At 66.6% G+C, this 18,633-nt stretch carries 11 protein-coding genes and 1 tRNA gene; 8 read left to right on the forward strand and 4 right to left on the reverse strand.

What is annotated here, in order from left to right:
- The first annotated feature begins 1 nt into the window (after nt 1).
- From PVZ72_RS01960 to PVZ72_RS01990, 7 genes are all read left to right on the forward strand, one after another.
- Nucleotides 2–1,396: a TolC family outer membrane protein gene (locus tag PVZ72_RS01960; RefSeq protein ID WP_173149889.1), complete on the forward strand. Its 1,395-nt coding sequence runs from the start codon at nt 2–4 to the stop codon at nt 1,394–1,396.
- A gap of 473 nt (nt 1,397–1,869) precedes the next feature.
- On the forward strand, nt 1,870–2,739 hold the full coding sequence (locus PVZ72_RS01965) for a cell wall-binding repeat 2 family protein (RefSeq protein WP_187980634.1): 870 nt from the start codon (nt 1,870–1,872) through the stop codon (nt 2,737–2,739).
- Between the two features lie 2 nt (nt 2,740–2,741).
- On the forward strand, nt 2,742–3,893 hold the full coding sequence (locus tag PVZ72_RS01970) for a DUF4214 domain-containing protein (RefSeq protein ID WP_273861084.1): 1,152 nt from the start codon (nt 2,742–2,744) through the stop codon (nt 3,891–3,893).
- 80 nt (nt 3,894–3,973) lie between these two features.
- Nucleotides 3,974–6,484, forward strand: a complete 2,511-nt coding sequence (locus PVZ72_RS01975; protein WP_273861085.1) for a glycosyltransferase family 2 protein — start codon at nt 3,974–3,976, stop codon at nt 6,482–6,484.
- Entirely contained in the window at nt 6,477–8,831 is a 2,355-nt protein-coding gene (locus tag PVZ72_RS01980) for a glycosyltransferase family 2 protein (RefSeq protein WP_273861086.1), read from the forward strand. The genes PVZ72_RS01975 and PVZ72_RS01980 overlap by 8 nt, the downstream gene beginning before the upstream one ends.
- Nucleotides 8,828–10,630, forward strand: a complete 1,803-nt coding sequence (locus PVZ72_RS01985; protein WP_273861087.1) for a glycosyltransferase — start codon at nt 8,828–8,830, stop codon at nt 10,628–10,630. The genes PVZ72_RS01980 and PVZ72_RS01985 overlap by 4 nt, the downstream gene beginning before the upstream one ends.
- A 6-nt stretch (nt 10,631–10,636) precedes the next feature.
- Nucleotides 10,637–13,600 (forward strand): glycosyltransferase, encoded by a 2,964-nt coding sequence (locus PVZ72_RS01990; protein ID WP_273861088.1) that lies wholly within the window; start codon nt 10,637–10,639, stop codon nt 13,598–13,600.
- 195 nt (nt 13,601–13,795) lie between these two features.
- On the opposite strand, the gene PVZ72_RS01995 is transcribed toward PVZ72_RS01990, so the two are convergent.
- A tRNA-Thr gene (locus PVZ72_RS01995) sits at nt 13,796–13,871 on the reverse strand.
- A gap of 117 nt (nt 13,872–13,988) precedes the next feature.
- On the opposite strand from PVZ72_RS01995, the gene PVZ72_RS02000 reads away from it, so the two are divergent.
- Nucleotides 13,989–14,336, forward strand: coding sequence for a hypothetical protein (locus PVZ72_RS02000; protein WP_027597345.1), 348 nt, complete (start codon nt 13,989–13,991; stop codon nt 14,334–14,336).
- Nucleotides 14,337–14,473: 137 nt separating this feature from the next.
- On the opposite strand, the gene betA is transcribed toward PVZ72_RS02000, so the two are convergent.
- From betA to betI, 3 genes are all read right to left on the reverse strand, one after another.
- The gene (betA, locus tag PVZ72_RS02005) at nt 14,474–16,216 is read right to left on the reverse strand and encodes a choline dehydrogenase (protein WP_273861089.1); all 1,743 of its coding nucleotides are present in this window, start codon (nt 16,214–16,216) and stop codon (nt 14,474–14,476) included.
- Nucleotides 16,217–16,306: 90 nt separating this feature from the next.
- Complete coding sequence (gene betB / locus PVZ72_RS02010; RefSeq protein WP_187980628.1) at nt 16,307–17,779, reverse strand: betaine-aldehyde dehydrogenase; 1,473 nt, start codon at nt 17,777–17,779, stop codon at nt 16,307–16,309.
- Nucleotides 17,780–18,040: 261 nt separating this feature from the next.
- Entirely contained in the window at nt 18,041–18,628 is a 588-nt protein-coding gene (gene betI / locus PVZ72_RS02015) for a transcriptional regulator BetI (RefSeq protein ID WP_017641694.1), read from the reverse strand.
- Nucleotides 18,629–18,633: the final 5 nt, after the last annotated feature.

Genomic DNA, 18,633 nt, shown 5'->3' on the forward strand with positions numbered 1-18,633 from the left:
GATGTTCAAGCCCGCCCGACTGCTTCTCGCCCTGGGTCTGGCCCTGCCGCTGCTGGGTCAGGCGGCGCCTGTCGCCACCCATGAGCCGGCGGCCTACCTGGATCTCTGGCAGCTGTACCAGAAGACCATGGAATCCGATCCCCGCATCGGTGGCGCGGATGCCCAGGTCAAGGCCAGTCAGGGGCAGCAGGACGGTGCCTTCGGCCAGATGCTGCCGCAGCTGAGCGGCGGCGCCTCCACCAGTCGCATCAAGCGCACCGAAGGTCCCCAGACGCTGTTCTACGACGGTCAGACCTACAACCTGAGTCTGACCCAGGCGATCTATAACCCGGCCGCCTGGCGTGGCTTCAAGAAGTACAGTGAGCTCACCAAGCAGTATCGCTCGCTGGCCGAAGACACCCGCATCCAGTCCGCCGCGGACGTGGTCCAGCGCTACTTCGCCGCCCTGGCGGCCGAGGATGAACTGGAGCTGGCCACCGCCGAGCGCCAGGCGACCCAGCGCAACCTCGACAGCGTCTCGGCGCTGTTCGACCGGCAGTTGGCGACCATCACCGACAAGCTGCAGCTGTCCGCGCGGGTGGACAGCCTGAAGACCGCGGAAATCGAAGCCAAGAACCAGATCCAGGTGACGCGCGAAGCGCTGGCCGAGCTGGTCGGGCGGGACATCTATCAGCCCTTTAAGCGCATCGATGACCGCACCCTCTTTACCGCGTTGCCGGGTACGGAAACCGACTGGGTGCAGTCGGCCATCAATCACAATCCGGCGTTGCAGGCCAAGCAGGAAGCCCTGAATTCGGCCGAGTACGCCGTCAGTGAGGCCAAGGCCGGCCATCTGCCCACCCTGAGTCTGCAGTTCGGGGCGCAACGCAGTGACTTCGCCTACGAGAACGTCATCGCCGCGGATGTCGTCGATACCTACTCGGCCAGCCTCAATCTGCAGATTCCGATCTACAGCGGTGGCTCGGTGAGCGCCCGGACGCGCAGTCTGTATGGCTCCCAGGAATCGGCCGAAGAAGACTACGAAGCGGTGCGGCGCCAGGTGGTCAAGGAAACCAAGACCGCCTACCTGAAGAGCTTTGCCAGCCTGAGCAAGATCGAGTCATCGCGCAATGCGCTGAACTCGGCGGTCAAGGCGCGCGAGGCGAGCGAGAAGTCCTTCTCCTTCGGTGCAGCTACCGCGGTGGACGTGCTGAATGCGGTGCGCCAGGAGTACAGCGCCCGGCGCGACTACCTGCGTGCGCAATACGACTTCATCACCAACCAGCTGGTCCTGCTGCGCTGGAGCGGTGACTTCAAGGATGCCGACATCCAGCGCATCAATGCCTGGCTGACCGTGCCCAAGCCCGACGAGACGCGCAAGACCGGACTCAAACCGGAAGACGCCGAGCGCGGCTGAATCTCTCGCAGCGGCAACCGGGTGTCGGCGTCCATGCAACGACACCCTGGTTACGATGCAACCGGTACGGCTGCCGGATCTCTCTCTTTCGCTCCCTGCCTCTGCCTGAACGCCTACCGTAGCGCCTGGACGTGCTAGCGAGCGCCTGCCTTGGCCCAAGCGCCAACTCGCGTTCGGCCCACCTGCCTCCATACCTCCATTCTTCGCATTGTGCGGTTGGCCTCCCCGGGTAGCCGAAAGTGAGATGCAGCGAAAACGGGACATATCCAGTCACAATTTTTTAGTCTGTCTATACCGCTCTAGCACGGGCTTCTGGGTGGAAAGGGGGCTGGTTACACCTGGAAGAAGAGCCGTTTGTTACCGCTCGTTGCCCGCTTATCGGTTTATCGCGATAAATGTGATGTTCGTCACAATTTTCGGGTGATCTTAGCGCCCTGAGCGTTAATGACCATAACCGTAGCGAGGCTAATCAGGTGCAGGATCAGAAGGACTTCACCTTCAGGACTCGCTTGCTGAGCCTGGAGCCGGGCCTGTACATCGCGCGCTATGCCTCCTTGCACGATGCCGAGCGCCCCTGCCTGATCAGCCTGCAACCGACCCTGATCGGCAAGAGCACCGTCGATTTCTTCCCTGGCGAAAGCGTGGTGCGCAATACCCTGGCGCGGCTGGGCGATACCCTGATCATCCGCGTCAAGAACGGCTGCGGGACGCTGCTGATCACCGAGTATCAGTTGCAAGGAGCCGGCTGCCAGACCATCGACCTGCGGATCGATCGTATCGATACCTCCGAGGCGATCCTGCGCCCGCCGCCAGTGAAGGTTGTTGTCAGCCACGACGGGGGCCGGCCGACAGCCGTCGCACTCAGGCTGACCGGACACTTCGCGCCAGGTATCCAGAGCGTCCACGCCTCGACCCTGGGCGACCCCAGGACCGCACAGCCCCTGGGAGGCTTCTGCATCGACTGGCCCGGGCGGCCCGAAGGGATCGATCTCGCCTATGCCTGCCAGATCGCCGGCGTGCAGCAGCCAGCGGTCACCACCGGCCAGTTTCTCGGCAGTCCGAGTGGGCAGCTCCCCATCACCGCGATCGCCATTGCCCTGGTCGGTCCGCGCCGGGCCGACTATCGGCTCGAGGCCTGGGCCGGTTTTGCCGGTCAGGCGCCACAACCCCTTTTGCCCGGTGAGGAGTGCGTCGCCCCGGCGAATGCCTTCCTGACCGCGCTGCACGTATCGATCAACCCTGGCGTCGAGATGAACGCTTGCCGCTACCAGTCTCCCTGGGATGGTCATGACCCCCACCGTTCGATGTGCGCCTTTCGTGAAGAAGCGCTTCAGGAGACTTAACCATGCAATACGATCAGCCCGTCAGCGCTCAATCCGTCCAGAACTCCCTGACCTCCAGCTCGCTGAGCTCCAATACCCTGGCAGCCATTTCCTCGGTACTCGGCCTGAACAGCTCGACCAGTGCCAACGCCAACGTCGCGGTGACCAAGTACGACGGCAGCACCGTCAATACCGTCCACAACAGCAACGGCGAAGCCGTGGCACCGCAACTGGTCCTGCTCGACAACCTGGGCTCCAGCGGTAGCCAGGTGACCCTGACTATCCCGAACGCGCTGGCCAATGCCCATGCCTTCGTGTTCGACACCCAGGCCACCGTGACCGTGACCTTCGGCGCCTCGGCCCAGACCGCGCAATCCGAGCAGGTGATCAAGGACGCACCAGTCAATACCGCTGATTTCGGCCGGGTCATCGTCGGTGGGACCGGCGGCAACACGCTCACGGTCACCGACAACGTCAGCACCTACATCGATGGCGGGGCCGGCAACGACACCATCACCCTGGCGGGCGGCAATGACACCGTGGTGCTCCATGGCGGGGTCAACACCGTCAAGACCGGCGCCGGCAACGACGTGGTCTATGCCGGCAATGGCAAGGACACCATCGACGGCGGTGCCGGCTTTGACGTCGTGGTGGTGAACGGCAAGCTGACCGACTACGGCGTCAAGGTCGGCAGCGATGGCACTGTCACCCTGAGCAGCACTTCCAGCACCGCACCGGGCGTGGTCATGGCGAAGGATGTCACCTTCTTCACCGACGCCGATGGCAAGAGCTCCCTGACGGTGACCGCCACCGAAACGCAGGCGAGCGCGGTCCGGATGTACGAGGCCCTGCTCGGCCGCAGTGCCGATCAGGCGGGTACCCACTACTGGCTGGACAACGTCGCGGCCAATGGCGGCAACGTGACGGCCATCGCCGGCGCCTTCCTGGGCTCCAGCGAGTACCAGAACAAGATGGGCGGCGCCTTCGACGCGACCTTCGTGCAGTCCCTCTACCAGAACATGCTCGGCCGCAGCGCCGATGCGGCGGGTCTGGCGTACTGGGAAAGCACCCTGGCCGATGGCGCCTCGCGGGCCTCGGTGGTGGTAAGCATCGTCGGCTCGGCAGAGGCCCAGCAGCACGACACCGGGGTGCTGGTCATCGCTGGCCAGGTCTGACGCCTCATCCCCGCTAGAGAACCTCCGGCGCCTGGCCGGGGGTTCTCGTCGTTACGGACCCTTGCACGGGAGTTTCGATCTTGAGCTCTGCATCGCTCATGGAGGACTATCAGGCACTCCGGGAAGCCGGTTGCCTGGAGACCGCCGCCGAGCGTCTCGCGCTGGCCCTGCGCATCTCCGATCAGCGTCCGGCGGCCCTGGTATCCGAAGGGCTGGAGGCCCTGCAGCAAGGCCGGCTGGAAGACGCCTTCCTGGCCCTGGCCGAGGCTGCTACCCGGCTCGGGCCACAGGGCGAGGTCTGGGCCCTGCTGGGCCATGTGCTGCTGGCGAAGGGTGAACACCAGACTGCCTTCGACCTGCTGTCGGCGCCGGCCAATCCCGCGCGCACGACCGCTGCGGTCCGTCTCCTGCGCCTGCGCGCCCTGATCGCCTTGCCAGGATTCAGGAATGAACAGCTGGCGGCCGAATTGCCCTATGCCGGCAGTGCCGCCGAATTGGGTCTGCTGCTCGCGCATCTGCCGCCGGGTTGCTGGGGACAGGTGGAATTCGATCCGCTGCGCCGGGAAATCCATGGCTGGGCTCTGGATACCCGCCACCTTCGGCAGTCCCCCCGGTTGACCCTGACGCTGGAGGGGCAAGCGCCGAGCCTTCTGCTAGCCAGACAATCCTGTCCGCTCCTGGCGGAGGCGGGCAATGCCGGTGCTCATGGCGGCTTTCGTCTGCAGCTGACCGAGGATGTCGCAAGCCTGCGGCTGCAGTGGCCGGACGGCCAGGACCTGAGTGGGAGTCCTCTGGCCACCGGTGTCTTGAGCGTCCCGACCCCCGCGATCTCGTCCGGGCAGGCGCCTGATCCGGTCGTCGATGTGCTGATACCGGTCTATGAGGGGCGGACGGCCGCCCTGGCCTGTATCGAAAGTGTCCTGCGCAGCCGGGCGGCCAATCGCACGCCCATGCAGCTGGTCGTGCTCGATGATGCCAGCCGGGATGCGCACCTGATCCAGGCGCTGGAGGCCCTGGCCGCGGCGGGTGACATCGAGCTGCACCGGCGCCCGGTCAACCTGGGCTTCATCAGGAACATGAATCGCGGCATGACGCTGCATGGCCGGCGCGACGTGGTCTGGCTCAACGCCGATACCCTGGTCGCCGGAGCCTGGCTGGACCTCTTGCGCGGGACCGTCCAGGAGCGCCCGGACGCCGCGACCGCCACGCCGTTCAGCAACAACGGTGAGCTGCTGAGCTTTCCAGCCCCCTGCGAGGGCCATCCGCTGCCGACAGCGGACGAGCTGGAGGCCCTCAACACCCAGGCGGCGGCGAGCGACGAGCCGGCGCCCGAGGTCGAGGTGGGCTGTGGCTTCTGCCTCTATATCAGACGCTCCGCGCTGGACGATGTCGGCCTGCTCGATGAACTCCATCTCCAGCGGGGCTATGGCGAAGAGACCGACTGGTGCCTGCGTGCCCGCGAGCGTGGCTGGCGGCATCTGGCGGCCCATCGGGTCTTCGTCGGTCACCAGGGTGGGGTCTCCTTCGGCCAGGAGAAACTGGCGCGGGTCGCCTTCAACAATGCGCTGCTGCGCGAGCGCTATCCCGCGGCTGATCGCGCCTTCGAGCGCTACCGCCGGCAGGATCCACTACGGTCCTATCGAGATCGTCTGCAGCGTGCGCGCCTGGTCTTGCTCGGCCCCCGGATCGCGACGGCGGGCATCGTCGCCCAGGTCGCATCGGCCAGCCATTTCGCGCGGCAGGCGTTGGCGGGCGGGGAGCCGCCGGCCTGCACCCTGGCCCATCGGCAGCACGACGGCCAGTTGCTCATCGAGCTGCGCCTGCATGGCTACGGCTTGCCTCTGCTGCTGGACTATCGCTTGCCCGCCCAGGCCGATCTGCTGCTGGAGGATCTTGGGCAGCTGGCTCCGGCCCGGTTGCGCTATCTGCAGGCCGCGGACTGCCCCGATGCGCTGCGGGCGCTGCCGCTGCAGTTGAACATTCCCTATGAGGTACAGGGCAGCGATGACTTTGCCTCGCCCTTGCTGGAATCCGCTGCGCTGTTCCTGCAGCGGGCCAGGGCGCTGGTGACGCCCTACGCGGCCCTGACGACGTCCCTGCAGCTGCGTTGTCCGGCAGTGCCGGTCATTCAGCTGGCCGCGCCCAGGGCCGAGCCGGCGTCACCGCGGACGGAGCTGGGCAATGTGCTGATCGGCGATCTTCTGCAGGCACCGGGCCTGGCGCAGCGCTGGCTGATGGTCTTGCGCCGCTGTCGGCAGCGCGGCCTGAAGTGCCGGTTCCTGCTCGGCGATTCCTCACCCTGGACAACGACGCTGCTGGCCATTGGCAATGTCCGGATGCTTCCCGAGGTTCCCGGCATCGCGCCGCAGCGGCTGCCAGCGCTGGCGGGATGCACCCTGGTCCTCAGTCTGGAGCAGGCTCCGACCACCACCTGGTGGGCCCCCGAGCGCGCCCGTACCGCCGGGCTGGTCTTGCACGCCCCGGCAGACCGGGTGGCCCACGAGGCCGGCGCCCAGCGCCTCAGTGCACTGCCGCCAGCCCTGGCGGCAGTGTTGAACGAAGTCTTTCCTCTCGGTTTTCTCCATGAATGATTCTGCTCGGTCCGGCGCCGCCAATATCGAAGGACGTATCGAAGGGTTGCACGGGGGCGTGCTTCAGGGCTGGGCCTGCGACCTCGCCCAGCCGGACCTCAGACTCGCGCTCGAGGTGCTCGTCGATGGGGCCAGCGTGGCCCTGGTGCGCGCCGACGAATATCAAAGCGGTCCCTGCCTTGGCGATGGTTTTCACGGCTTTGCCCTGCAGCTGCGCGACACCTGGCTGGCCGACGCGCGCCAGATTGTCGTGCGCGTCGCCAACGGTGGCCCGCGTGTCGGCGATCCCCTGGAGCTGCCCCGCGAGGCGCCCGTCGAGGCGGCCGTGCCCGGCAGCCAGGTCTGGTATGGCGGTGGATTGGCGGTGACCGGCTGGTTGTGGTCCGCGGAGACGCCAGGGACGCACCTGGAGGTGCGGGCGCGGCTGGCCGATCGGATCCTGGCCCGCGGTCGCGCCGACCTCTGGCACCCCGCCCTCAGCTATCGTCCCGACGCCGATCACGGTTTCCGTCTGGAACTGCCCTGGACGCTGGCGGATGGCGAGCGTCACGAAATCCATATCGAAGACCCGCAGGGCCGGGCGCTGGCCGGCAGCCCCATCCTCGTCTGCTGCCGGGCCGAAGGCCTTGGCGCCCTGGTGGCCGCCGGCTGGCCGGAGCAGGCCGCGCCCGAGCTGCGTGAACTCGCCCTGCGCCTGGCCCAGGACTACGCTCAACGTTGTCCGCGCAGTGCCGGCTTTGGCCATTACCCCCAGTGGTTCGCCCTGCACCAGCGTCCGCCGGCCTTTCCCGAGCAGGTAGCGGACCAGCGGATCGCCGTGCTGCTCCATGGCGAGGCAGCGGACTATGAACGCCAGGCCTGTCTGGACAGCCTGCGGGCACAGCGTCTGGCGCCAAGCGGGCAGCGGGTCGCCACGGCCGATTTCGCCGAGTCGCTGCGGCAGCTGATCGACGAGGGGGCGGACGGGGTCCTGTTGCTGCCCTTCAGCTCGCGCTTGCGGCCCCAGACGCTGGATCAGCTGGTGCTGGCCCTGGCGGGCGGCGAGGGCGAGCTGCCGGCGGCCTGGGCGTTCGCCGACTGTGACCAGGACCAGCCGGATGGCAGTCGGGGCAATCCCTGGTTCAAGCCCAGCTGGGATTTCGATCTCTATCTGGGGACGGATCTGTTTACCGAGAGTGCCCTGTTCGGCCGCGCGGTCATCCTTGCGGCGCTGGAGGCCCTGGAGCGCATGGCGGAGGCCCCGCGTGACCGTGAGGGGGTCGTCGCCGCGCTGATCTGGGCGACCCTGCGCGCCGAGCTGCCGGTGGCGCGGGTCGCGCAGGTGCTCAGCCATCGCAGCGCCCTCTGCCCGGCGACGCCCGCCGAGTGCGACCGTCAGAAACCCGAGCGCCTGGAGCGCCTGAACGGGCTGCTGGAGCGACTGCGTCCGGGTAGCCATCTGAGTCGTCAGGCGCAGCTGCCGGGCGCGCTGCGCGCCCACTGGGCGCTGCCCGAACGGCTGCCCAGGGTCAGTCTGATCGTGCCCACCCGCAACGCCTTCAGCCTCTTGCAGGCCTGCCTGGAAGGCCTGCTGGAGGCGACCGACTATCCCGCCCTCGAAGTCATCGTCATCGACAACGGCAGCGACGATCCGGCGACGCTGGACTATCTGCAGGCGCTGCAGGCCCGCGGGGTGAAGGTGCTGGCGCATCCCTATCCGTTCAACTACGCCACCCTCAACAACCGCGGGGTGGCGCTGGCGACCGGGGAATACGTGGGATTCATCAACAACGACATCGAGGTGCTGCAGCCGGACTGGTTGCGCGAGATGGTCAGTCTGGCGGCCAGGCCCGAGGTCGGCGCCGTGGGCGCCAAGCTGCTGTGGCGCAACGGCATGGTGCAGCACGGCGGCGTGGTGGTGGGCATCAACGGCCTGGCCGCCCATACGGGCAACCACTGGCTGCGCGAGGATCCCGGCTATCTGGGTCTCAATCAGCTGACCCGTCAGCAGAGCGCCTGTACCACGGCCTGTCTGCTGATGCGGCGCGATCTCTACCTCGGTCTCGAAGGCATGGATGCCCAGCGCTATCCGGTGGCCTTCAACGATGTCGACCTGTGTCTGCGCATCGATGCACTGGGCTTGAAGGTGCTCTGGACCCCCTTTGCCGAATTGCTCCACGCCGAGTCGGCCACGCGCGGCAAGGACAGCTCGGCCGACAAGGCCGCCCGCGCCCAGCGCGAGCAGCGTGCCCTGTACGAAACCTACTCGACGCAGCAACTGACGGATCGTTTCTACAGTCCCTCGCTGAACCAGGACTGGGCCCTGGGACCCTACGGCGGTCTCGATCTGGCGCCGCAGCGGACATGAGCAGCGCCCTGGCCGACTACTGGCAGGCGGGCCCGCAGGCCCTGCGCGGCAGTGACTATTATCGGGTGCCGGTGCCACAGCTGGCGGTCGCGGGCATGGCCGCCTTCTATCGGCTGTTCCTGCTGATCTGGCAGGTGCGGCCACTCGATCTCCAGCCGCGCTTTCCTCTCGACGACGAAGCGGCCCGCGGGGCCTACCTGGGCTGGCTGATCACCTCGGGCAGTCGGGAGTACGCTGCGCTACGAGAACTGGAGGTCTTCTGGGCCGAACTCTCCGGGCGTGCGTCGCTGCCGGCGACCGTCTGGTCGGATGGCGTGTCGCGCCTGATCCTGGCCCTGATCCAGCGGCGCGACGACCTGGGCATTCCCACCGACCTGGCGGACGAGCAGTCACAACGGGCGGCCCTGGCCTGGTTCTTCTTTGGCGGTGGCTTTCGGGAGCTGGCACCGGAGTGCCTGGAGATTCCCTTCTGGCAGAAGGCCTTCCTGCTGGACGCGGTGGCGATCGAGGACACCCGCTTCGCCCGCCTGCTCCACGCGACGCGCAGCGATCTGCAGCAGGCCTTCGACCTGACCACCGCACCGGGCCGGACCGGCTACAGACAGTGGCTGAGCTCGAACGGCCGGCAGGAAACTGCGCTGGATGCGCTGCTGGGGGCCAATCGCCTGGCCTGGCCCCCGCACAGGGGAGGCGAGCTCCAGCCGTTCGGCGTCAACCTGATCGGCTACGCCTATGGCGAGCTGGGCATCGGCGAGGACCTGCGCATGGCCGCGCGTGCCCTCGAGGCGGCGGGCATTCCCTTCGTCATCCTCAATGTGAGCCCGGGGGTGGACGAGGGGGACCGGAGCGTGGCCGCCTGGGTCGCCGCGGCGCCGCGCTATCGCTACAACCTCTTCTGCCTGACCGCCCTCGAACACGCCCGGGTCTATCTGGAGCAGGGCAGCGAGCTCCTCGCCGGCCGCTACACCATCGGCTACTGGCCCTGGGAGCTGCAGCGCTGGCCGGCGGCCTGGGCGCATAGCTTCGCCCTGGTCGATGAGGTCTGGGCGTCGAGCCGCTACATCGAGACGGCCCTGTCGGCCGCGGCGGCGGTGCCGATCTGCCTGATGCCCATGGCCGTGCAGGTAGCCCCCACTGAGCCGCAAGAGCTGCTGCGCCGGCGGTTCGGCCTGGAGCCCGGGCGTTACTACTTCGTCTTTGCCTTCGATGGCGGTTCTTCGTTCCGCCGCAAGAATCCCGCTGCCGTCATCAGCGCCTTCCAGCAGGCCTTCGCGCAGCACGACCTGTCGGTAGGCCTGGTGGTGAAAGGCATGCGGGCGGACAAGGAGCCCGCCGCCTGGCTGGCGTTGCAAGCGCTCGCCGCAGGCGATGAGCGCATCGTGCTGATCGACCAGGTGCTCGCCAGGGATGACGTCCTGGCGCTCTATGCCGCCTGCGATTGCTTCGTTTCCCTGCATCGGGCCGAGGGCTTTGGCCGCGGCATCGCCGAAGCCCTGCTGCTGGGACTGGACGTGGTGGCCTCGGCGGCGGGCGGCAACCGCGATTTCTGCACCGGCGTCGCCGGGGTCGAGCTCGTGCCCTGCGCGGTGGTGCAGACCTGTGCTGCGGACTATCTCGAAGGCGCGGGCAACTGCTGGGGCGAGCCTGTGCTGCCGGATGCCGTGCAGGCGCTGAGAAACCGGGCGAACGCCCGGGCGGGCATTCGCGAGCGCGGCTCGACACCGAGCGGATTCGCGCCGGACACGGTGGGCAGGCGTTACGCGGCGAGACTTTTCGAGCTGGATCAGCAGAGGCGGTAAGGCAACATGGAAACCACGTTCATCGGGTGCGTCGATACCAGCGCCACCAAGCGCATCGAGGGCTGGGCCTACGACAAGGGCGCCCCCCTGGAGCGGGTCAAGGTCGTGGCGATCCAGTCCGGCAAGATCATCGCGTCCGCGGTGGCGAACCGCTTCAGGTCCGATCTGAAGACCATCCTCGGCAGCGATGGCTGCCAGGGCTTCATCCTCGACCTGCCCAGTCTGAAATCCTTCGAGCCCATCCGGGTGGTGGTCAGGGACAGTCAGTACGAGCTGACCAACAGCCCGGTCATCGCCAACCTGGAAGATGCCCTGACCTGCATGCAGGACGCGGGACTCTACGAGCTGTCCGGCAGCGACATCCTGCCCGAAGAATTGCGCAAGGTGACCCTGATCCGCAACGCTTACACCCAGTTGCTGGGGCGCCTGCCCAATGCCGAGGAAGCCAGGGCCGCCATCGCCTTCCTGGTGGAGAAAGGCGTTTTCGAGTGGGTGCTGGGCATTCTCTACACCGAGGAATTTCTCGCGCGCAAGCTGGATTTCGGCCGCCTGCCCCAGGCGCTGGTCAGCCTGGCGCTGGCTGCCGATGGCCTGACCACCAACTGGGAGCGCCTGCTGTTCTGCCTGACGCGCACGACCCACCTGGGCGATTCGCAGCAGCTGACGCTGCTGCTGCAGGACTGGACGACGGCGCCGGTCCTGGGGTGCTTCACCCTCGCGGAAGACAATGCCGTGGTCGGCTGGGCCGTGGATATCTGCAATCCCTACCTGGCCGTGTCCCTGAGCCTGGAGTTCGGCGGCGAGATACGCCATATGGAAACGGCCGGGGCACCCTACAGCCTGGTCTTCCAGATTCCCCAGCTGGCCGGCGCGAGTCCGTCGAACGTGCCGCAGATCGTGGCGAATGGCTGTGCCCTGCCGTTTCTCAAGACGACCATCACGCCCTATGAAGCGCTGCTGAAGAAGGCGGCCATCTACCACACGCCGCTGTGGGATGCCCTGGTCCGCTCCAATGCGGCTGCCGTCCTCAAGCAGGATTCGATCCTGAGCCGGATGGACGACGGCAGCCATGCCTATATTTCCAGGTACATGGAGCACGTCCATTACGAGCGTTTCGGTCAGGCGGCGAATCTGCAGTCGCTCAAGGGCCGCACCGAGCTGGTGAGCTGGTATGTCAATGAATTCCGCGAGCAGTGGCAGGCCGGCACGGTGTTTCCGGTGTCCGCCGGCCTCAGCGACTACCTCCAGGGCTGCGCCTTCAGCGACGAGGTGACCGAGCAATTCGTCTCCAGGCTGCTGTTCCTGTTCTGGAAGAAGCATGAGGTGGACAAGGACAGCCTGTTCTCCCGGTCCGGGTACCTGCACCTGCTGTATCGGCTGATCTCTTCACCCAATGCCGGCTCCGCGGCCTTTCTGCGGCTGTGCGGTGAACGCCTGATCCGACCGCTGCAGGCACGCCATCCGGATTCTTCTCGATTGCCCTTCGACATCAACTGGTACTGGCGGATCGCCCTGGACGAAGAGTTGCGCGATGCCGGGGTCCACGAGGTCTCGGCCGCCCGCTATGTGGAATTCACCTTCAACAAGGTGTTTTTCTGCTGCGCCTCGGGCTTTCACGTCGATCTGCTGCCCGCTGCCTGGCTCGACTACTGGCGGGGCGACGCCGGCGCTGGCCTGGGACGGGCGGAATCGGTCATGGCCAAGGCCTTGCTGGGCTACGAGCCCGGTACCGAGGTGGCCAGGCAGTGGCTGGCGGAGGTGCTGTACCGGCGCTATCCGCAACTGCAGATCCTGCAGCCAGGCAAGGGCACCCGCGAGCACGGTCGGCTGGCCGAACGGTTGCGCGCCTTGATCGAAGGCACCTGTCCCCTGGAAAACAAGGTCTTCGTCATCGGCCATACCTCCCAGACCGGTCTGGGAGCAAATCTGCGCATGACCGTCGAGGCGCTGAAGGGACTTGGCATCAGACCGGCGATCGTCTCCGTCGACAAGGACGAACTCGAACTGGGTGGAGAGCAATGCCGCGAGGCTACCGAGGTCGAGCGCCCGGTGATCATCTTTCACGTCAACGCCGACCGCATCCCCTACGAGTGCTCGCGCCTGCCAGCGGATCTGCTGGAGAAGGCGCACAAGATCGGCTTCTTTCTCTGGGAGACCTCCAGCCCGCCGCTCAGCCACGGCCTGGGCCTCGAGCTGATGGATGAAATCTGGGTGCCTACGGCGTATCTGCAGGACATCTATGCCCGCGTCACCGCCACGCCCATCGTCAACGTCGGCAAGGGAATTGCCGTGCCCGCAGCCTTCGAGACGTTCGAGCGAAAAGCCATCGGCCTGGCCGAAGAGGACTTCGTCTTTCTCTCGATCGGTGACTTCCACAGCTCGATACCCCGAAAGAATCCGCTCTCCGTGGTGCAGGCCTTCAAGACCGCCTTCCCCTCTGAGGAGGGCGTGAAGCTGGTGCTCAAGATCAGGAACGTCGACTTCGAGCACTGGTGCAACAAGGGCGGCTACTGGGACCGGGTGCTGGAGGCCATCGGCGGTGACGAGCGCATCAGCATCCTCGACCATGACCTTTCCGCCAGCCACTACTGGGGCCTGCTGGACAGCTGCGATGCCTTCGTCTCGCTGCACAAGTCGGAAGGCTTCGGCTACGGCATCGCCCATGCCATGTTGCTGGGCAAGCCCACCGTCGTGTCCGACTATTCCGGACCCCGGGATTTCTGCAGCGACGCCACCAGCTTCCTGGTCGCGGTCGAAGAGGTGCCGGTCGAGGAGGGCGAAATGCCGACCCTGGTGGCGGGTGCCGTCTGGGGCAGTCCTTCCATCGCCGCGGCAGCGGCCCAGCTGCGCCGCCTCCATGAGGATCGCCCGGAGGCCCAGCGGCGCGCGGCGAACGCCCAGGCCTTCATGCGCGCGAACTATTCGCTGGCCGCGCTCTCCCGGACCTACGGCGCTCGGCTGGGGCGCTAGCCAGGGACATTCCGGCGGAGAGGCGTGCGGTAGACCTCTCCGCCGATTTGCCGAGGCTAGGGTCCGGGAATGACGGATACAAAGCATCGATCCGGTCTTCACCAGCGAAGATCGGATGCGACTGACGGGATTGGGGAGAGGTCCTGGACGTGGGCAGCCACGGCAGAGGTGGCTTGTCCAAGACCTTGAAGAAGATGGTGCCGGCACCAGGAGTCGAACCCGGGACCTACTGATTACAAGTCAGTTGCTCTACCAGCTGAGCTATACCGGCAAGGGGACGCCATTATAGCCATGGGAAAGCCCTTGTAAACCAAGGATGTGCGACGGTTAAGGCTGACGTAAGCCAGCTGCGGCTAAAATGACGCAAAGAGCTTGCGAGGAGCCGCTGATGAGAACCAAAACCCTGGCCTTCCTGGCCGCTGCCCTGGCCGGTTGCACCAGCCAGGCGAATCTTGAACGCAATCCGCCCATGGAGCTGCGCACGGGCAAGAGTGCCGAGGACTATCGCACCTGCCTGGTGACCGGCCTGGAGAAGGACGGTCGGCACGTGCTGGTCCAGCCGCAAGGCAGCAGTGGGCAGCGCGTGCTGGTGGACAGCAAGGTGCCGGGCGCCACGGCGGCGATCATCGACATCGGGTCGGCGTCGCGCGGTACGCGCATCCAGCTGCGTGAGCAGATGGCCAACAATCCGCTGCGGCCGCGGACCATTCTGACGGCGGTGAAGGATTGTCTGTGAGGTGAGGGGGTGGGCGGCCCTCACCCCGGCCCTCTCCCCGAGGGAGAGGGGGAAGAGCGGACTGCCCATCGCCACCTGGAAAGGCATATACGAGAAGGGCGCCCGAGGGCGCCCTTCTTGCGTTCCGCTGCCCGGGATCAGGCGGCCGGTTGGTCACGACGCTGCGGGACGGGCTCGGCGGCGCGCTGGCCGTTGACGTCGCGCATGGGAGTACCCCGTACCGGGGCGCCATTGGCGACGTAGTAGGCGGCATTGCTGCGCGGCAGCGGGGCGCGACCACGGATTTTGTCGGCGATCTTCTCGGCGATCATGATGGTCGGGGCGTTGAGGTTGCCCGTGGCGATGATCGGCATGATGGAGGCGTCCACCACGCGCAGGCCTTCCAGTCCGTGCACGCGACCGGCGCCGTCGACCACCGCCATGTCGTCGGTGCCCATCTTGTTGGAGCAGGATGGGTGATAGGCGGTCTCGGCATGGGAGCGCACGAAGGCGTCCAGCTGGGCATCGGTCACGCAATCGCGGCCCGGGTTGATCTCTTCGCCACGATAGGGATCCAGCGCCGGCTGCTGCATGATCTCGCGGGTCAGGCGGATGCCGTCGCGGAATTCACGCCAGTCCTGTTCGGTGCTCATGTAGTTGAACAGGATACTGGGGTGCTGGCGCGGATCGCGCGAGGTCAGTTCGATGCGGCCGCGGCTGGGCGAACGCATGGAGCCGACGTGGGCCTGGAAGCCATGGGCCTCGATGGCGTTGGTGCCGTTGTAATTGATGGCGATCGGCAGGAAGTGGTACTGGATGTTGGGCCAGTCGAACTCCTCGCTGGAACGGATGAAACCGCCCGCCTCGAAGTGGTTGCTGGCGCCCAGGCCGGTGCCCTTGAGCATCCATTCCAGACCGATCTGCGGCTGGTTGTACCACTTCAGCGCCGGGTACAGCGAGACCGGCTGCTTGCACTCGTACTGCAGGTACATCTCCAGGTGGTCCTGTAGATTCTGGCCGACGCCGGGCAGGTCGTGGACCAGCGGAATGTCGAAGCGACGCAGCAGCGGCGCGGGGCCGACGCCGGAGCGCTGCAGGATCTGCGGCGAGGCGATGGCGCCGGCGCAGAGCAGCACCTCGCGGCGGGCGCGCACGGTGATGGCTTCCAGGGAATCGCCCTTCATGTAGGCGACGCCGTTGGCGCGCTTGCCCTCGAAGAGGATGCGATCGGTGGTGGCATGGGTGACGATGGTCAGATTCGGGCGACCCTTGGCCTGGTCCAGATAGCCGCGGGCGGTGCTGGAGCGCCGGCCGTTCGGGGTGACGAAGCGGTCCATCGGACCGAAGCCTTCCTGCTGATAGCCGTTGAGGTCTTCGGTGCGCGGATAACCCGCCTGGACACCGGCTTCGACCATGGCTTCGAACAGGGGATTGGTATTCGGCTTGGCGGTGGTCACCGAGACCGGGCCGTCGCCGCCGTGCCAGTCGTTGCCACCGGCATCGCGCTTCTCGGCCTTGCGGAAGTAGGGCAGGCAGTCGAGGTAGGTCCAGTCGTCCAGACCGTCGAGTTGCGCCCAGTTGTCATAGTCCAGGGCGTTGCCGCGGATGTAGCACATGCCGTTGATCAGCGAGGAGCCGCCCAGGCCCTTGCCGCGACCGCATTCCATCCGGCGGTTGTCCATGTGCGGCTCGGGCTCGGTCTGGTAGGCCCAGTTGTACTGCTTGCCCTGCAACGGATAGGCGAGGGCAGCCGGCATTTGGGTGCGGAAGTCCAGGCGGTAGTCGGGGCCGCCGGCTTCCAGCAGCAGGACGGTCACGTCCTGGTCTTCGGTCAGCCGGGTGGCCAGGACGTTGCCGGCCGAGCCGGCGCCTATGACGATGTAATCGAATTCGTGTGCCATGAAAAAGTCTCCTCCTGACGGCGGGTGGGGTCAGGCCCCAGCCCCGGGCCCTCTCCAGTGGAGAGGGGAGAAAAGCGCTGCCTGAGCGGCTTAGAAGATCGAGGCGTAATCGCCCAACTCGACCTGCACCGACTTGATGCGGGTGTAGTGGCCGAGGGTGGTGAGGCCGTTCTCGCGACCGACGCCGGAGTGCTTGTAGCCACCCACCGGCATCTCGGCGGGGGATTCGCCCCAGGTGTTGATCCAGCAGATGCCGGCTTCCAGGCGATGGATCATGCGGTGGGCACGGGCCAGGTCACGGGTGACCACGCCGGCCGCCAGTCCGTACTCGGTGTCGTTGGCGCGGCGCACCACCTCGTCCTCGTCGGCATAGGCCAGGATGCTCATGACCGGGCCGAAGATTTCTTCGCGGGCGATGGCCATGTCGTCACGGCAATCGGTGAAGACGGTGGGGGCGACGAAGTTGCCCTTGGCCAGTTCGCCCTGGGTGACGCGCTCGCCACCGGTGAGCAGGCGGGCGCCTTCGGCCTGGCCCTGGGCGATGTAGCCCAGCACCTTTTCCATGTGCGGGGTGCTGACCAGCGGCCCGAAGTTGGTCTCGGCGGCCAGGGGATCGCCCAGCTTGATGCGCTTGACCCGCTCCACCACCTTGGCTTCGAAGTCGGCCTTGAGCGCCTGGGGCACGAAGACGCGGGTGCCGTTGGTGCAGACCTGGCCGGAGCTGAAGAAGTTGGCCATGACGGCGATGTCGGCGGCGCGCTCCAGGTCGGCATCGTCGCAGACGATCAGCGGCGACTTGCCACCCAGTTCCATGGTGACTTCCTTGAGGGTCGAGCCGGCGGCGCTGGCCATGACCTTCTTGCCGGTGGCGACGCCGCCGGTAAAGGAGATCTTCTCGATGCCGGGATGTTCGGTCAGGGCCACGCCCACTTCGGGACCGACACCATTGACCACGTTGAAGACGCCAGCGGGCAGGCCGGCCTCGGTGTAGATCTCGGCCAGCTTCAGCGCGGTCAGCGGGGTGACTTCGCTGGGCTTGAAGATCATGGCGTTGCCGGCGGCCAGGGCCGGGGCGGACTTCCACAGGGCGATCTGGATCGGGTAGTTCCAGGCGCCGATGCCGGCGACCACGCCCAGCGGCTCGCGACGGGTATAGACGAAGGAGGTCTCGCGCAGCGGGATCTGTTCGCCTTCCAGGGCCGGGACGAGACCGGCGTAGTACTCGAGCACGTCGGCGCCGGTGACGATGTCCACGGCCTGGGTCTCGGACAGGGCCTTGCCGGTGTCGAGGGTTTCCAGCAGCGCCAGCTCGTCGTTGCGCTCGCGGAGGATGTCCACGGCCTTGCGCAGGATGCGCGAGCGCTGCATGGCGGTCATCGCGGCCCAGACCTTCTGACCTTCGGCGGCAGCGGCCACCGCCTTGTCCACGTCAGCGCGGCTGGCGCTCTGCACCACGGCGAGCACCTCGCCGGTGGCGGGATTCAGGGTTTCGAAGGTGGCGCCACCGGTGGCGGCGACATAACGGCCACCAATGTAGAGCTGCTGTTCGGCGAAACGGGCCATGGACGTTCTCCCAAGCTGGGCGGGCGCCGTGGCACCCGCAAGGAACACAGGGGGCGCGAAAGAAAGGTCTCTCTGCGCCAGCGATGAAGCCAGTCTACTTAATTTTTATTGAACGTTCAATCAATGAAAAATTCGCAGGCATGCCGAGACGGGTCGATGGGCGGCCCAGAGCGCTTCGATCAGAGAGGGATGGCTAAGGAAAAGCGGGAGGGGAGCCCCGGCCGGAGCGGACCGGCCGTGGTTGCAGCGGTCAGGGAGCGGTCAGGCCTTGGCCAGTTGCAGGTCCAGGTAGTCGTAGGCGATCTGCAGGGCCTGCTGGGTGTTGAAGGCGTCGCCGGAGAGGGCGCCGCGCAGCCAGAGACCGTCGATGATGGCGGCCAGGCCGCGGGCCGAGGCGCGGGCCTGTTCGTGGGGCAGGAGGCGGCGGAATTGCCAGCAGAGGTTGGAGTAGAGACGCAGGTCGTTGATGCGTTGCAGGCGGCGCAGATTGGGCTGGTGCATGCTGGTGGCCCAGAAGGCCAGCCAGGTCTTCATGGCCGGGCCGCTGACCTGGGTATCGTCGAAGTTGCCCTGGATGATGGCGCGCAGGTTGGCGGCCGGGTCGTCACCGGGCAGGGCGGCACGGCGTTCGCGCACGGCCTGGCGCAGGGCATTCATCAGATGCCGCATGGTGGCCTCGAGCAGGCCGTTCTTGTCCTGGAAGTAGTGGCTGATGATGCCGTTGGAGACGCCGGCCTTGCGGGCGATGAAGGCGATACTGGCGTCGCCCATGCCGACTTCGTCAACGGCTTCGAGGGTCGCGGCAATGAGCTGCGAACGGCGGATGGGCTGCATCCCGACCTTGGGCACGAGGC

It is taken from the genome of Pseudomonas sp. LA5, assembly GCF_028640825.1.
Classification (GTDB): Bacteria; Pseudomonadota; Gammaproteobacteria; order Pseudomonadales; family Pseudomonadaceae; genus Chryseomonas; species Chryseomonas aestiva.

Coding starts and splice junctions, on each gene's coding strand:
- PVZ72_RS01960 (WP_173149889.1), top strand. CDS start 2: ATGTTCAAGCCCGCCCGACTGCTTCTCGCCCTGGGTCTGGCCCTGCCG.
- PVZ72_RS01970 (WP_273861084.1), top strand. CDS start 2,742: ATGCAATACGATCAGCCCGTCAGCGCTCAATCCGTCCAGAACTCCCTG.
- PVZ72_RS01980 (WP_273861086.1), top strand. CDS start 6,477: ATGAATGATTCTGCTCGGTCCGGCGCCGCCAATATCGAAGGACGTATC.
- PVZ72_RS01985 (WP_273861087.1), top strand. CDS start 8,828: ATGAGCAGCGCCCTGGCCGACTACTGGCAGGCGGGCCCGCAGGCCCTG.
- PVZ72_RS01990 (WP_273861088.1), top strand. CDS start 10,637: ATGGAAACCACGTTCATCGGGTGCGTCGATACCAGCGCCACCAAGCGC.
- PVZ72_RS02000 (WP_027597345.1), top strand. CDS start 13,989: ATGAGAACCAAAACCCTGGCCTTCCTGGCCGCTGCCCTGGCCGGTTGC.
- betA (WP_273861089.1), bottom strand. CDS start 16,216: ATGGCACACGAATTCGATTACATCGTCATAGGCGCCGGCTCGGCCGGC.
- betB (WP_187980628.1), bottom strand. CDS start 17,779: ATGGCCCGTTTCGCCGAACAGCAGCTCTACATTGGTGGCCGTTATGTC.